Raw genomic sequence first — 13,858 nt, 5'->3', positions numbered from 1 at the left:
GCAAATCTTCCAATATAAGAAAAAAGCCCCAGTCACACCTGGAGCTTCTCCTCAAATTTAAGGACGCTTTTGCACCCAACCTAAAATCATTTCACGAATCAATTTGCTTGCTGTATTAGCCGTCTGCTCAGAGTTATCATAGATTGGTGCTACCTCTACAAGATCAGCGCCTACTACGTGAATATCCGAGTTTGCAATGGCATGGATTGACGAAAGCAATTCTCTTGATGTAATACCGCCGGCGTCTACCGTACCGGTACCGGGTGCGTGAGCCGGATCTAGTACATCAATATCAATTGTTACATAGACAGGGCGTCCTGCAAGCTTTGGCAGCACTTCTTTTAAAGGCTCAAGCACTTCAAACTTAGAGATGTGCATGCCGACTTCCTTCGCCCATTGGAATTCTTCCTTCATACCGGAACGAATACCGAATGAGTAGACGTTTGCTGGTCCAATCAGATTTGCCGCTTTGCGGATTGGCGTTGAATGAGAAAGAGGCTCTCCTTCATACTCTTCGCGCAAATCCGTATGTGCATCCATATGGATAATCGCAAGATCTGGGTATTTCTTGTACATCGCTTTGATAACAGGCCATGATACAAGATGCTCCCCGCCCATACCGAGCGGGAACTTGTCCTCTGCCAAAACTTTATCAATGAAATCTTCGATCATATCAAGACTTCGCTGCGGATTTCCGAATGGAAGCGGAATATCTCCTGCATCAAAATACTTCACTTCTTCAAGCTCGCGGTCTAAATACGCGCTGTATTCCTCAAGACCGATTGAAACCTCGCGGATGCGGGTTGGACCGAATCTTGAACCCGGGCGATAGCTGACTGTCCAGTCCATCGGCATTCCGTAAAGGACAGCTTCACTGTCTTCAAATGTTGGATGACTTTTAATAAAAACATTGCCTGAATAGGCTTCATCAAAACGCATTCGTGTTCCCTCCCAATTATTTGATTAAGTCTGATACAAATTTAGGCAGGACAAACGCTGCTTTATGAAGCTCTTTTGTATAATATTTTGTTTCAATCTCATGGAAACGCTCTTCGCTTACTTCTAGTGGATCATATTTTTTTGAACCGATTGTAAATGTCCAAAGACCGCTTGGATATGTTGGGATGTTTGCTGTATATAAACGTGTAATCGGGAAGATTTCTCTTACATCACGCTGTACGTTTTGAATAAGCTCAGGCGTAAACCAAGGGTTATCCGATTGGGCAACAAAGATGCCGTCTTCTTTTAACGCTTTTGAAATGCCTGCATAGAATCCTTTTGAGAATAGGTTAACAGCAGGTCCAACTGGCTCTGTTGAGTCAACCATAATGACATCATACTCATTATCGCTCTTTGCGATATGCATGAACCCGTCGCCTACTTTCACTTCAACGCGCTCGTTTTCAAGCTCTCCTGCAATTTCAGGCAAGTACTTTTTAGAGTACTCGATTACTTTGCCGTCAATATCAACAAGTGTTGCTTTCTTAACGCTTGGGTGCTTCATGATCTCACGTATTACTCCGCCGTCTCCGCCTCCGACTACAAGTACGTTTTCAGGGTTTGGATGTGTAAATAAAGGAACGTGTGCAACCATTTCATGATAAACAAATTCGTCTCTTTGTGAAGTCATAACCATGCCGTCTAAAAGCAGCATGTTGCCGAACTCCTCTGTTTCTACCATATCTAATTTTTGAAACTCTGTTTGCTCTGTATGTAAAGTGCGGTTAATTTTGATCGTGATGCCGAAATTCTCGGTTTGCTTTTCTGTAAACCAATGTCCTCCCATTTTAAAACTTCCTTTCTATATCAATTTTTCTTAAAGCCCTAGTTACGATTATACCCTATTCAACAAATACAATTCGCCAAAATTCGAGTTCAAAACCTCAGGAAAAAGTATAGATGAATCTAGCAAAATTGCAAGAAGAATTTTAATAGAGAAGGTTTAAAAAACCTTGGAAATTCTCATACTGGTAAAAAAAGCGGATAGCCTTGGCCAGCTCGCGAAGAAAATAGGAATTTCACAGCGAGTCAGGCGCTGGAGCTGGACAAGAATACAGGGCATGATCTAATACGCTTAATTTTGAAAGAAACAGAACAGATGAGGAAATGAGGTGGAGAAATTGGAAATCATCACATCCAGACGATTGAAAATCACGATAAAAGCTGTGCGTGCCGCTATTTTTATTGGCCTTATTTTATTTTTCTTAGCATCAATCGTCCTAGCAGCGATTTTGCTCACGGCCAAATGGCAGGGAGCTCCTTCCCTGACTGTTCAGCAATCTTCTATTATGTACGCAAATGATGGATCTGAGATGGGAAAGACCCATCACGGCGGTAAAAGGTACTGGGTTGATTTAGATGAGATTTCTCCTTCCTTAATTGAAGCTACTGTTGCGATAGAAGACCGTCATTTTTATGATCATAACGGCTTTGACTACAAACGGATAGCAGGAGCTGCTCTTGCTGATTTAAAAGCAATGGCCAAGGTTCAGGGAGCGAGCACAATCAGCCAGCAATATGCGAGAAACCTGTTTTTGGTTCACGATAAAACATGGAAACGCAAGCTGACAGAAGCGTTCTACACTGTCAGGCTTGAGTTGAACTACAGCAAAGAGGAGATTCTAGAAGGCTATTTAAATACGATTTATTACGGTCATGGCGCTTACGGCGCAGAAGCTGCGGCCAATTATTATTTTGACAAATCCGCAAGTGAATTATCCATCAGCGAAGCAACCATGCTTGCAGGAATTCCAAAAGCGCCAAGCCTCTATTCGCCCCTTGAAAATGAAGAGCGGGCGAAAAGCAGGCAGGCTATTATTTTGAGAACGATGGTGAATCAAAAAATAATCAGCCAAACAGAAGCTGATCAGACGTATAATGAAGCACTCAACTACCGTTCTGTGAAAGATGTGAAAACAGCAGACATTGCTCCTTATTTTCAGGATGCGGTTATGAATGAACTGTCAAAAAAGCTGAATCTAGATCAGACAACAATTGAAACACGGGGTTTAAGAATTTTCACTACCTTAGATCCAGATATGCAGAGAATAGCTGAAGAAAAGATTGCAGGTGTCATTGATGAAGCATCTGACATCCAAGTCGGGTTCATGGCAATGGATCCCAAAACCGGCAGCGTGAAGGCTCTTGTTGGCGGCCGTGATTATGCAGAGAGTACGTTTAATCGCGCAACACAGGCAAAAAGACAGCCTGGTTCAACAATGAAACCGTTTCTGTATTATGCTGCCGTAAATAAAGGATTCACCCCTTCTACCCTTTTAAGGAGCGAACCTTACACATTTAAGTTTGAAGACGGCAAATCAAGCTATAAACCAGGCAATTACAATGGGTATTATGCAAACGGCGATATTACATTGGCCCAGGCAATAGCACTTTCTGATAATATATACGCCGTTAAGACTCACCTTTATCTCGGAATGGATGAACTGATTCAGGCATCTAAAAGCTTTGGAGTGACAAGCAAATTATCACATGTGCCATCACTTGCTCTTGGAACCTCGCCGGTGCGATTGGCTGAAATGGTGAACGGCTATGGAATGCTCGCAAATGGCGGCAAGAGGATTGAACCTTCTTTTATTAAAAAGGTTGAGGATGCAGAAGGAAACGTGATTTATCAGAATGAAAAAGAGCAAGAACAGATCTTAAATAAAGAGTCGGCATTCGTTACCTCGCATTTGATGACCGGGATGTTTGATGAACAATTGAATGATTATACGTCCGTAACAGGCCACACCATTATTCCGAAGCTCTCCCGCGAATATGCAGGGAAATCCGGAACGACAAAAGCTGACAGCTGGATGATCGGCTTTGCTCCGCAGCTGGTGGCGGGCATCTGGACGGGCTATGATAAAGACAAAACGATTGATGTTGTCGCTGAAAGAGGATACGCCAAACAAATATGGGCCGATTTTATGGAAGAAGCACTAGAAGATCAATCAGTTAAAGCATTTAATCCTCCTAAAGGCGTTATTGGCGTTTATATCAATCCTAAAACAGGAAAGCTTGCCTCAGACGATTGTCCGGTTAAGCGATTTGCTTATTTTGTAAGGGGGACTGAGCCGACTGAGTACTGCACTGAGCATCTGGAGCATGGAAAACAGAGCGAACCTGCAAAAGATCCTAAAAATCAGGATGAAACATGGTATAAGAAGGTCTTGAAATGGTGGGATTAACATTTATTTTTGATTTTCCGGATGATCTAAAATGAACCATATATGATCGAAAAATCCATATTAAAGATTATTCAGCAAAAACCGTCAATTTTCTCGCAAACCACATGAAAAACCCCGGACCTCATACGGTCCGGGGTTTTTCGTGTCCTAGCTTTATAAGCTATATTCAGTTTACTAATAAGCGATTTAAAGCTCAAGAATTTGACAATTTGTTCACATAAACGTCACAGAATTGTCACGCTTCCCCGAGCCCTGCTTTTAGCTCCTGATTGGAATTTTTCCACATATCTGCATTATGGTTTTTCAGGAAGTTCATTAAAATACCTTTTGACACATCATCCATATGCTCGACCATAATGTGGCGCTTTAAGGATTTATCCATTTTATTTACATGCTCTGGAAGTGATTTGAAGCCTCTTCTGATTTCACGGTCTACTGTCATTTCACAGGCTGTAACACCTGCATAATAAGGTCCCTCAGGCTTGCGGTCGATGGTCACCCATACGAGCCAGAACGGCTTTCCGTTTGGCACCTCTTCTTTGTTCGGAAGAAACTTGATTCCTTTTTCAACAACACTTCTAGCGTGCATCGCACCGATGTCCACAAACGCTTCCCCTTCGGTTACATCAACGAAAACCGGTGAAATGTTATCGAGGCTGAGTGCGCCGACTCCGTATCCGCCGTGACCGTCCGTCGGATCGCTTTTAATGATGTTAAAACCAATCTTTTTTTTCTTTTTATCTTGTTCCAAAGAAATGACCTCCTAGAAAAACGGGTTAAGTATCGATTCAAAAACAGTCATCACGATATCAGTCCCATAAGAGAAAGCAGGCTGTATCGTGTATTTGTCCAAAGGTGTTAACACTAAAATTAAAAAGACAACCATTCCGTAACTTTCAAACTGCGTCATTTTTGCCCGGACTCCAGATGGCGCAAGATCTTCAATAATCCGGTATCCATCAAGCGGAGGAAACGGAAAAAGGTTAAAAATGAACAGCGTAATATTCAGGAAGATTAAAATATTGAAAAACTGATGCACGCCTTCCGCCATCCCGGATGATAAGGAAGATAAAGCACCTGTACTTAAAATTATATACCAAACAGCAAGCCCAATAAAAGCGATGACCAAATTGCTCAATGGTCCTGCTGCTGAGACGAGAACACCTGCAAGGCGCGGATTCTTGAAATAAAACCGGTTCACAGGCACCGGCTTCGCCCAGCCAAAACCGGCAATGAAGATAAGCAGTGTACCAATCGGATCAAGATGGGCAAGCGGCGACAGCGTCAGTCTCCCCTGATTCTTCGCAGTCGGATCTCCAAATTTATATGCTACATATGCATGTGCGAATTCATGAACCGTAAACGCAATCGCCAAAACAATCACCACATACGGAATAAGCTCTAAATCAAACGCCAAAAACTCCACCAATCATTCTCCTTTGCAAGCAGCTTCGCTAAACATTCTATTCTCCATCAAGTATACTATAGAAGAATCCAACTACGATAGGAAAAGGAGAGATCAATATGCCATACGTAACAGTCAAAATGCTTGAAGGCCGCACAGAGGAACAAAAAAAGGCTCTAGTTGAAAAAGTAACAGCTGCTGTTTCTGAAACAACAGGTGCTCCTGCAGAAAAGATTGCGATTTTCATTGAAGAAATGAGCAAAAATCATTATGCGGTGAACGGCAAGCGTTTGAGTGACGAGGATTAAGTACATATGAGAAAACCGGCCGCTTTGGAGTGAGGGCCGGTTTTTTATTTCTAAAGAAATTTCGTTTTAAGATTTCGGATTTGCTACAGCAAATAAACTTTGTTTTCAGCTAAAAAGGGGCATATATAGGTACAAAACTTCAGTAATGGCGAAATACACAAATATGAATTCATCTACTTGTCTAAATGATTCCGGATTTCAGCTAAATAATAAAAGATTTACGCTATAAATCCCGGGAATTCAGCTAATAAAATGTCATTTTAGGCTATAAATAAGGTACAGGACATTCAAATCTGCTCAATTCCAATTCATTATCATAACTGCTGCATCTTTTTCTAGCGCTTGCGCTACCCCTCCCTGAGCATAATAAAAATCCCGCTGCCAAATATGACCGCGGGAATTCTTTATTGAACAACCTTCGTGCGAATCGACTCTATGTACGCATACGCCTGTTCAATTTCTTCTTCTGTGTATTTCTGCTTGCTCTTCAGGGTAAATACCTTCTCTTTCACTTCTTCTTTATCTAGAGTGTCAAAGAAAAGGACCGTTGATACGAGCTCCAGGAATCTTGCTGACTGGCTGTTTAAGTCTTCCATACAATCTTTAAGAGGAGGCATCTCAAGGTCATAATGAGTTAAAAATTCCTCGCCTGCTTCTGTCAGGGAGTAGCGGTATTGAAAATAGCCGCCTTTTTTCTCATGCATTTCGTTCAGAAAGCCCAAATTGCACAGCTCTTCAATTCTGAGAGTAAGCTCCTCCGAATAAGGTCCGTAAAAATGAAAGTCATACTTTTCATAAAAAGGAAAATTGATTTTTTTTGCGATATAGATCATTTTCTGCAGCTTTTTCCGTCCGGTGATTTCCCCTGATGAAGAGAACACCTTCATCAGTTTTGCGTGTTCGTTAAGCAAACCCCAACACTCCTAACCTTGTATTTTCACACTATCTCTCTTTTTTTATAAGTTTAACAATTCCAAAATCCGTTTCTTGGCCGTTCGTTTTACTGACATATCTTGAATGAGATCTAATGGAAAATACAGCTTATGGTCTGTTCTGCGTTTTCCGGATATCGCATCTACTATTTCAGACTGACGGGAAAGCTCGCGCAGGTCCCCATTCGGCAGCTGCAAATGAATCGGCAGCCTCTCCTCTTCCTCTCCCGGACGATAGAAGTCATACGGAAGATCTGAAGATGAATCAACAACTAAATAATAGTCAGGATCAATGCCTGCTTTTTTAAAGAGAGCCGTAAGCTCCATCAGCTTTTTCATTTCCATTGTGGCTGCCGGATTAAACTCGGCATATTGAAACAGGTTCCGGTTCATAAATCTTGTGCAAAGATCTCTCAATATAGGATCTGTCTCTTCCTGCCACTGCTGAAAATAGTACAGAACAACAGATTCATCCAATTTCAGATAATCCTGAGTTGTCACTTCATCTTCAAAAATAGAGTAAAAGTGAATGGGATCCTGCTTAAATGTGTAATAGTCTTTGTGCAGCTGTTTTGCACGATGAAGGATTTTTGTCAAAATTACTTCAGCACTGCGGGTTACCGGGTGGAAGTACACCTGCCAATACATCTGGTAACGGCTCATAATATAATCCTCGACTGCATGCATGCCGCTTTGCTTAATCACGACCTGATCCTCGCGGGGCCTCATGACCCTGAGAATCCGCTCCATATCAAAATGACCATAGCTGACGCCTGTAAAATAGGCATCCCGCTGCAGGTAATCCATGCGATCAGCATCAATCTGGCTTGAAATAAGGCTTACAACCTGTTTATTTTCATACGTTTTGGCAATGACTTCCGATACCTTCTTCGGAAAATCATCTCCCATGCGGCGGAGCACCTCATTTACTTCTGTCTCTCCGACAAGAATGTCACGCGTGAACTTTTCATGATCCAAATGAAACACTTTTTCAAAAGAATGCGAAAACGGACCATGTCCGAGATCATGCAGCAGTGCTGCACAAAGCGAAAGCAGACGGTCATCCTCATTCCATTCAGGACGCCCTTTAAACACATCGTCTACAATTCTCCGTACAATTTCATAGACTCCTAAAGAATGATTAAAGCGGCTGTGCTCTGCTCCGTGGAAGACTAAATAGGTCGTCCCTAATTGACGGATTCTGCGGAGTCTTTGAAATTCTTTCGTTCCGATTAAATCCCAGATCAGCTTGTCCCGTACATGAATGTATCTGTGAACAGGATCTTTAAATACTTTTTCCTCAGATAACTTGCCGCTCCGATAGGCCATCGCTTTCCCTCTTCCATCTTGACTTGTTTCCATTATATCGATTCTTTTTTGAAGCAAACAACCATTTTTTCTGGAATTGGCTGGATAAAAAAATCACCACTGCATAATGAGCCAATGGTGATATTATTTACTGATTTTTGTTTCGATCTTAACCATTAATTCGTCCTCATTTGGTGCTGAGAGCGGACGATTATTTACAAATGCAAACGATTTTTTTCTTCCCGGGCCGCAGTATGATTGGCACCCGATATCAATTTTCGCTTCGGGATCAACCTTTTTCAGGCGGGGGAGCAACGTCTTAATGTTGGTTGCCTGGCAATCGTCGCATATTCTGAATTCATTTGCCACCTTATTTACAACCCTTTCCTTCTATTGAATCACGTTCAAACACTATTTGGTATTTTACCGTTAATCGACCCTTATTGCAAGCCGGGTAACTTAGACAAATGTCAAAATAAAGAAAATCTAGTATCCTTGTAAAGTTTTTGTATAAAGCCCAGAGTTTCTGGTCAAAATGATAACAGGAAAATACACAACTATCTATCTAAGAAAAGCGCAAGCGCCATGCCCCGCTCCGGCAGGCAGATAAAGGTCCGGCAGAATTTTTTTGGCAGAGCCGTTCTGACCAAGGATCCAGGCGCTGAAGCTAGACATCAAGACGCAATATTTATAGTTTCTAAAAACTTTAAAAGGGAGTTGAGACCATGAAGCAAAGACAAGATGCCTGGTCAGAAGAAGATGATTTATTATTGGCTGAAACCGTGCTCCGCCACGTTCGCGAAGGAAGCACACAGCTAAACGCATTCGAAGAAGTTGGGGACAAACTCAATCGCACATCAGCAGCCTGCGGTTTCCGCTGGAATGCAGTCGTCAGACATAACTATGAAAAAGCGCTTCAGCTTGCAAAAAAACAGCGTAAACAAAAGATGAGAGCAACCGGCAAGGGTCAGCCTGCCAAAAAACAATTGCTTTATTCTCCGCCAGAATCAGAAGCAGCACCGGAAATGACAGAAGTTGAATCTATTGAGATTGATAATGAGGAATTGCCTGCAGTCACTCATCCTGTCTACAAAGAAGAAGTTTATAAAGAAGAAGTTTATAAAGAAGAAGCCTATGAAATTCCATATACAGCACGGAGAACACCTGCCGCATCTGCAGATCTTACAATGAGCCAGGTTATCGCATTTTTAGAATCTTATTCTTCAAACAACGAACATGTAAATGCCTTAAAACTTGAGAATGAAAGATTGAAACGTGAAAACTATGAGCTATCTAGACGCAATCAGGATCTGGCAGTAAAGGTTTCTCAGCTTGAACAGGATACGGTTATGGTTCAAGAAGATTATGAAACATTAATGAAGATTATGAATCGTGCAAGAAAACTAGTTTTATTTGAGGAAGAGGAGCGTCCGGCTACGAAGTTTAAAATGGACCGCAACGGCAATCTTGAAAAGCTGGCCGAATAGTACGAAAAATGGAAGCAGAAAACGCATCAGAAACAAACCTGATGCGTTTTTCTATTGCACAGTTCCAAACACTTTTTCATTCCGGTCATACATGCGAAGCAGATTTTTTTCAAACAGGACCTGTTCATCGACAGACAGTGAATCAGCGTAAATTCTGCCGCTCAGGTCCTTTAAGGTTTTCAGAAACGACAGCATAAGAGTTTGAACAGTAATTTCATCATGAAGCAGTTCGCTCAAGGATGCCATTGTTTCAGGAACAATTTGAGGATATACAAATTTCGTCGGCTCGCCTTTTTTCGCCAGCTCATAAAATCTGCGTATCAATTCCGCCCTCGAAGCTCCGCTGCCGTCAGCACATAGATAAATTTGAACAGCGATGCCCCCGCGCAGTCTTCGCTGTGAAATCCCTGCGAATTTTTTCCCGCCTATGCTTAAGTCATAGCTGCCTGGGCAATAAGATCCCGAAATTTCTCTTGCTTCTATCTCAGTACCATAGCCCGCAAGCATCCGCTTAATCAGATCCCACATCGTGTCATAGCCGCGATTGATATCGATCCCTTTTTCAGTTTCAGGAAAAATCAGCGATATATTAAGTACCCCTTCATCTAAAACAACAGCTAGACCGCCTGAATTTCGGACGATCACGCGATACCCCTGTTCTTTTAAATAAGAGATTCCATCCTGTAAATATGGAAGCTTCGTATCTTGAATGCCAAGCACAATCGTTTTGTGATGAACCCATGTCCGGGCCGTTGCAGGTGAAGTGCCGTTCCCGACCGCTGCACATAACGTATCATCCATCGCAAAGGACTGTCTCGCATCAAAATGAGGTCCGAGACTGGACTGATCGACAATCTTCCATTCATCTTGTTTTAATAAGGTTTCAAATGACATGTTGTTGAAATCCTCCCGAGTTTATAAGCATGTATATTATAGCATGAACAATCGGAAATATAGATGCATAAAAAGAGACAGCCTGCTCCCCGGCTGTCTCCCATTTCTCACTATTAAACCGCTTGTCCAGCAGTAATCAGTGCAAGCTTATAAACATCTTCAGCATTACATCCGCGTGAAAGATCGTTCACGGGTGCATTCAAGCCTTGCAGAATCGGTCCGACTGCTTCAAAGTTGCCTAAGCGCTGGGCAATTTTATATCCGATGTTCCCTGCTTCAAGGCTTGGGAAAACAAATACGTTTGCATCGCCTTTGATGACAGAGTCCGGTGCTTTTGATTTTGCTACGGAAGGCACAAATGCAGCGTCAAATTGGAACTCACCGTCTAAAACAAGGTTAGGCTGCATTTCTTTTGCCATTTTTACCGCTTCAGCTACGCGCTCTGTTTCAGGTGATTTTGCAGATCCTTTTGTTGAGAAGCTTAGCATAGCAACTCTAGGTTCAATATCAAACATATCGGCTGTTTTTGCACTTTCAATTGCAATCTCAGCAAGATCTTGGCTATCAGGTGAAATGTTGATTGCACAGTCAGCAAATACATATTTCTCGTCGCCGCGAACCATGATGAAGACGCCTGATGTTTTTTTGATACCCTCTTTTGTTTTAATGATTTGAAGCGCCGGACGAACTGTGTCTGCCGTTGAATGAGCAGCACCGCTTACTAAGCCGTGAGCTTGTCCAGTGTACACAAGCATTGTTCCGAAGTAGTTTTCATCAAGCAGGATTTTTTGCGCCTGCTCTTCTGTAGCTTTGCCTTTGCGGCGTTCTACGAAAGATTGAACAAGCTCGTTCATGCCTTCAAATGTATGAGGGTCATAAATTTCGACGCCATCTAATGTAAGATTCAGCTCATCTGCCTTTTTCGTAATCTCATCATTGCTGCCGACAAGAATCGGTTTTAGAATTCCCTCTCCAGCCAAACGGTTTGCAGCAGTAAGAATACGTTCATCCATTCCTTCGGGAAAAACGATTTTAAGCTCTTTTCCAGTTACTTTTTCTTTTAAAAGAGTAAATAAATCAGACATTAAAAAACCTCCTAATTAGTATAAAACCATTGATCTAAGAATAAGGATACTCCACTTATAGGCAAATTCAAACAGCCGCGGACTGATAGAGCGCTTACACCTTAAATTCTTTATTTTCACAATTAACTAACATTTAAACTTATGTACTTCCTTTATAATATGGACAATGAAGTCTGTTTCCATTATGGAATGGACAAACTATGGTATAGTTAATAGGTAATTAAGAATGATGAAACGGAGTGAACTTATATGAGTGAAGCTGCACAAACGTTAGATGGCTGGTATTGTTTACATGACTTCCGCGCAATGAACTGGGCGCTTTGGAAAACGGTAAGCAGTGACGAGCGTCAAGCAGCAATTTATGAGTTTCAGGGTTTGCTTGAAAAATGGGGAATTGCTGAAGATCAAAAGCAAGGCAGTCAGGCTTTATATTCGATTGTCGGACAAAAAGCTGACTTTATGCTGATGATTTTGCGCCCTACTATGGAAGAGTTAAATGTTATTGAAACAGAGTTTAATAAATCGAAGCTTGCTGATTACACTCTGCCTGCATATTCATATGTATCTGTTGTAGAGCTCAGCAACTACTTGCCTGCAGGTGAAGATCCATATCAAAATCCTCAAGTGCTTGCCCGTCTTTATCCATCCCTTCCGGAAGCAAAGCATGTCTGTTTCTATCCGATGGATAAACGCCGCAATGGCCAGGATAACTGGTACATGCTTCCGATGGATGAGCGCAAAAGCTTGATGCGCAGCCATGGCATGATCGGCCGCCAATACGCTGGAAAAGTCAAACAGATTATTACAGGCTCTGTTGGTTTTGATGATTTTGAATGGGGTGTCACGTTATTCTCAGATGACGTTCTTCAGTTCAAAAAACTTATTTACGAAATGCGTTTTGACGAGGTCAGCGCACGTTACGGCGAGTTTGGCACATTCTTTGTAGGAAACATTCTTCCTGCCGATAAATTGTACGGATATTTTCATATCTAAGGAACGATAGTATAAGCCCTTGCCTAAGCCGGCAAGGGCTTTTTTAAATATAATAAAACATTGATTTATACACATCGATCGCAAGCTTCAGCGCCTAACTCCCCGGTCAGGACGGCTCCGGCAAAAAAGTCAAACTAGGGCCTTCTTCAGCAGATCCTTATCTGCCTGTCGGAGCTGACCAAGTTTATTTCCGCTTTTCTTAGTGTCATAACACTGCCTTTCCCTTCATACCTATTAATGAGTGAGACCTAATTTTTTTCATCTAATCACCTTATACAACCAGATGTTTTTTCATAAGGCAGGTGATGACATGGGAGTGATTTCCTATACATCAGAGGAAGTTGAGCTGCTTACATGATTGATCCGTGCAGAGGGAGAAGGAGATGGCAAGCTCGGCATGCTCATGGTTGGAAATGCTGGAGTAAATCTGGTTTATGCTGCATGCCCCTGACTTTAGGGATATAACATCGCTTACCAAGATGATCTTCCAAAAGCCGGGCGAATTTGAAGGCAACACAAAAGGGTTATTTTTATCAGGCAGTAAGGCAAAGCGATATTGATTTGGCAAAAAAAGTCATCAGCGGTCAAAGATTTCAACCGGCAGGGCAATTCCCTTTGGTTTTTCAGACCTTTCGGAATATGTCCGGGCACCTGGTATAACCAGCGGAATACAGGAAGATTCAAATCGCACTTCTTCTTTTCACCTAATCGAGCAAATTGTCCCTTGAGTTTATTAATTTTTTCTATCTAAGGAGGTACAACATGAATTCAGCGTACAATCAGTTTGGAGCAGGCTTCAATCCATATGGAGCCGGATATGATTACCGTCAGCAGCAGCCCCAATTTCAGCAGTTTGGCTATCCTCAACAGCAGCAAATGCAGAACGGCGGCGGTCAGGGGATGCCCCAGGGCGGCCAGCAGCAAACACCCACTCAGGCTCAAGGCGGAATGCTGCCGATAGAGGAATCGTACATTGAGAATATACTGCGTTTAAATCGCGGGAAAGTAGCTACAGTCTATATGACGTTTGAAGCCAGCAAAGAGTGGAACTCTAAAATCTTTAAAGGTGTCATCGAAGCCGCAGGACGAGATCATATTATTTTAAGCGATCAAAAAACGGCAAAAAGATACCTGCTGTTAATGGTTTATTTAGACTATATTACGTTTGATGAGGAAATTGCTTATCATTATCCGTATGATACGGCTTCATATCCTCCTAGATAATCGTACCGGGCATACATTTGAAATGTATGCTC

14 protein-coding genes and 1 pseudogene are annotated in these 13,858 nt (G+C 42.1%); 6 read left to right on the top strand and 9 right to left on the bottom strand.

Features of this window, described 5'->3' with window-relative positions; all coding sequences use genetic code 11:
- Window positions 1–57: 57 nt before the first annotated feature.
- Window positions 58–939: an agmatinase gene (gene speB / locus QFZ72_RS02760; RefSeq protein WP_307429092.1), complete on the bottom strand. Its 882-nt coding sequence runs from the start codon at window positions 937–939 to the stop codon at window positions 58–60.
- A gap of 16 nt (window positions 940–955) precedes the next feature.
- Window positions 956–1,786, bottom strand: coding sequence for a spermidine synthase (speE, locus tag QFZ72_RS02755; RefSeq protein ID WP_307429088.1), 831 nt, complete (start codon window positions 1,784–1,786; stop codon window positions 956–958).
- A 334-nt stretch (window positions 1,787–2,120) separates the two neighbouring features.
- Here speE and QFZ72_RS02750 point away from each other — a divergent pair, with 334 nt between their 5' ends.
- Window positions 2,121–4,190: a transglycosylase domain-containing protein gene (locus QFZ72_RS02750; RefSeq protein WP_307439558.1), complete on the top strand. Its 2,070-nt coding sequence runs from the start codon at window positions 2,121–2,123 to the stop codon at window positions 4,188–4,190.
- Between the two features lie 235 nt (window positions 4,191–4,425).
- Here QFZ72_RS02750 and QFZ72_RS02745 read toward each other — a convergent pair whose 3' ends face one another.
- Both QFZ72_RS02745 and QFZ72_RS02740 read right to left on the bottom strand, forming a co-directional pair.
- Window positions 4,426–4,941 carry a YwhD family protein gene (locus QFZ72_RS02745; RefSeq protein ID WP_307429086.1) on the bottom strand — a complete coding sequence of 172 codons (516 nt, stop codon included), beginning with the start codon at window positions 4,939–4,941 and terminating at the stop codon, window positions 4,426–4,428.
- A 12-nt stretch (window positions 4,942–4,953) separates the two neighbouring features.
- The gene (locus tag QFZ72_RS02740; protein WP_307429084.1) at window positions 4,954–5,619 is read right to left on the bottom strand and encodes a site-2 protease family protein; all 666 of its coding nucleotides are present in this window, start codon (window positions 5,617–5,619) and stop codon (window positions 4,954–4,956) included.
- 95 nt (window positions 5,620–5,714) lie between these two features.
- Between QFZ72_RS02740 and QFZ72_RS02735 the strand changes: the two genes are divergently transcribed.
- Complete coding sequence (locus tag QFZ72_RS02735) at window positions 5,715–5,903, top strand: 2-hydroxymuconate tautomerase (RefSeq protein ID WP_101567289.1); 189 nt, start codon at window positions 5,715–5,717, stop codon at window positions 5,901–5,903.
- 404 nt (window positions 5,904–6,307) lie between these two features.
- On the opposite strand, the gene QFZ72_RS02730 is transcribed toward QFZ72_RS02735, so the two are convergent.
- The 3 genes from QFZ72_RS02730 to QFZ72_RS02720 form a co-directional block, all read right to left on the bottom strand.
- Window positions 6,308–6,814: a YwgA family protein gene (locus QFZ72_RS02730; protein WP_307429079.1), complete on the bottom strand. Its 507-nt coding sequence runs from the start codon at window positions 6,812–6,814 to the stop codon at window positions 6,308–6,310.
- A gap of 45 nt (window positions 6,815–6,859) precedes the next feature.
- Window positions 6,860–8,164, bottom strand: a complete 1,305-nt coding sequence (locus QFZ72_RS02725; RefSeq protein WP_307439556.1) for an HD domain-containing protein — start codon at window positions 8,162–8,164, stop codon at window positions 6,860–6,862.
- A 123-nt stretch (window positions 8,165–8,287) separates the two neighbouring features.
- The gene (locus QFZ72_RS02720; RefSeq protein ID WP_223438692.1) at window positions 8,288–8,512 is read right to left on the bottom strand and encodes a YuzB family protein; all 225 of its coding nucleotides are present in this window, start codon (window positions 8,510–8,512) and stop codon (window positions 8,288–8,290) included.
- 356 nt (window positions 8,513–8,868) lie between these two features.
- On the opposite strand from QFZ72_RS02720, the gene QFZ72_RS02715 reads away from it, so the two are divergent.
- A complete protein-coding gene (locus QFZ72_RS02715; RefSeq protein ID WP_307429075.1) occupies window positions 8,869–9,630 on the top strand; it encodes an RsfA family transcriptional regulator in 762 nt (253 codons plus the stop codon).
- A 51-nt stretch (window positions 9,631–9,681) separates the two neighbouring features.
- On the opposite strand, the gene lipL is transcribed toward QFZ72_RS02715, so the two are convergent.
- Window positions 9,682–10,524, bottom strand: a complete 843-nt coding sequence (gene lipL / locus QFZ72_RS02710; RefSeq protein WP_307429072.1) for an octanoyl-[GcvH]:protein N-octanoyltransferase — start codon at window positions 10,522–10,524, stop codon at window positions 9,682–9,684.
- A gap of 113 nt (window positions 10,525–10,637) precedes the next feature.
- Window positions 10,638–11,609, bottom strand: coding sequence for a phosphate acetyltransferase (pta, locus tag QFZ72_RS02705; protein WP_307429069.1), 972 nt, complete (start codon window positions 11,607–11,609; stop codon window positions 10,638–10,640).
- Window positions 11,610–11,858: 249 nt separating this feature from the next.
- Between pta and hemQ the strand changes: the two genes are divergently transcribed.
- From hemQ to gerQ, 3 genes and pseudogenes are all read left to right on the top strand, one after another.
- Window positions 11,859–12,602, top strand: a complete 744-nt coding sequence (gene hemQ, locus QFZ72_RS02700) for a hydrogen peroxide-dependent heme synthase (protein ID WP_307429066.1) — start codon at window positions 11,859–11,861, stop codon at window positions 12,600–12,602.
- A gap of 397 nt (window positions 12,603–12,999) precedes the next feature.
- Window positions 13,000–13,353, top strand: a pseudogene (locus tag QFZ72_RS02695) (cell wall hydrolase).
- A gap of 11 nt (window positions 13,354–13,364) precedes the next feature.
- On the top strand, window positions 13,365–13,826 hold the full coding sequence (gene gerQ, locus QFZ72_RS02690) for a spore coat protein GerQ (RefSeq protein WP_307429063.1): 462 nt from the start codon (window positions 13,365–13,367) through the stop codon (window positions 13,824–13,826).
- The last annotated feature ends 32 nt before the right edge of the window (window positions 13,827–13,858 follow it).

The organism is Bacillus sp. V2I10, assembly GCF_030817055.1.
In the GTDB taxonomy this organism is placed as follows: Bacteria; Bacillota; Bacilli; order Bacillales; family Bacillaceae; genus Bacillus_P.
The sequence above is the reverse complement of the archived record's forward strand: the minus strand, read 5'-3'. Positions and strand labels throughout refer to the sequence as shown.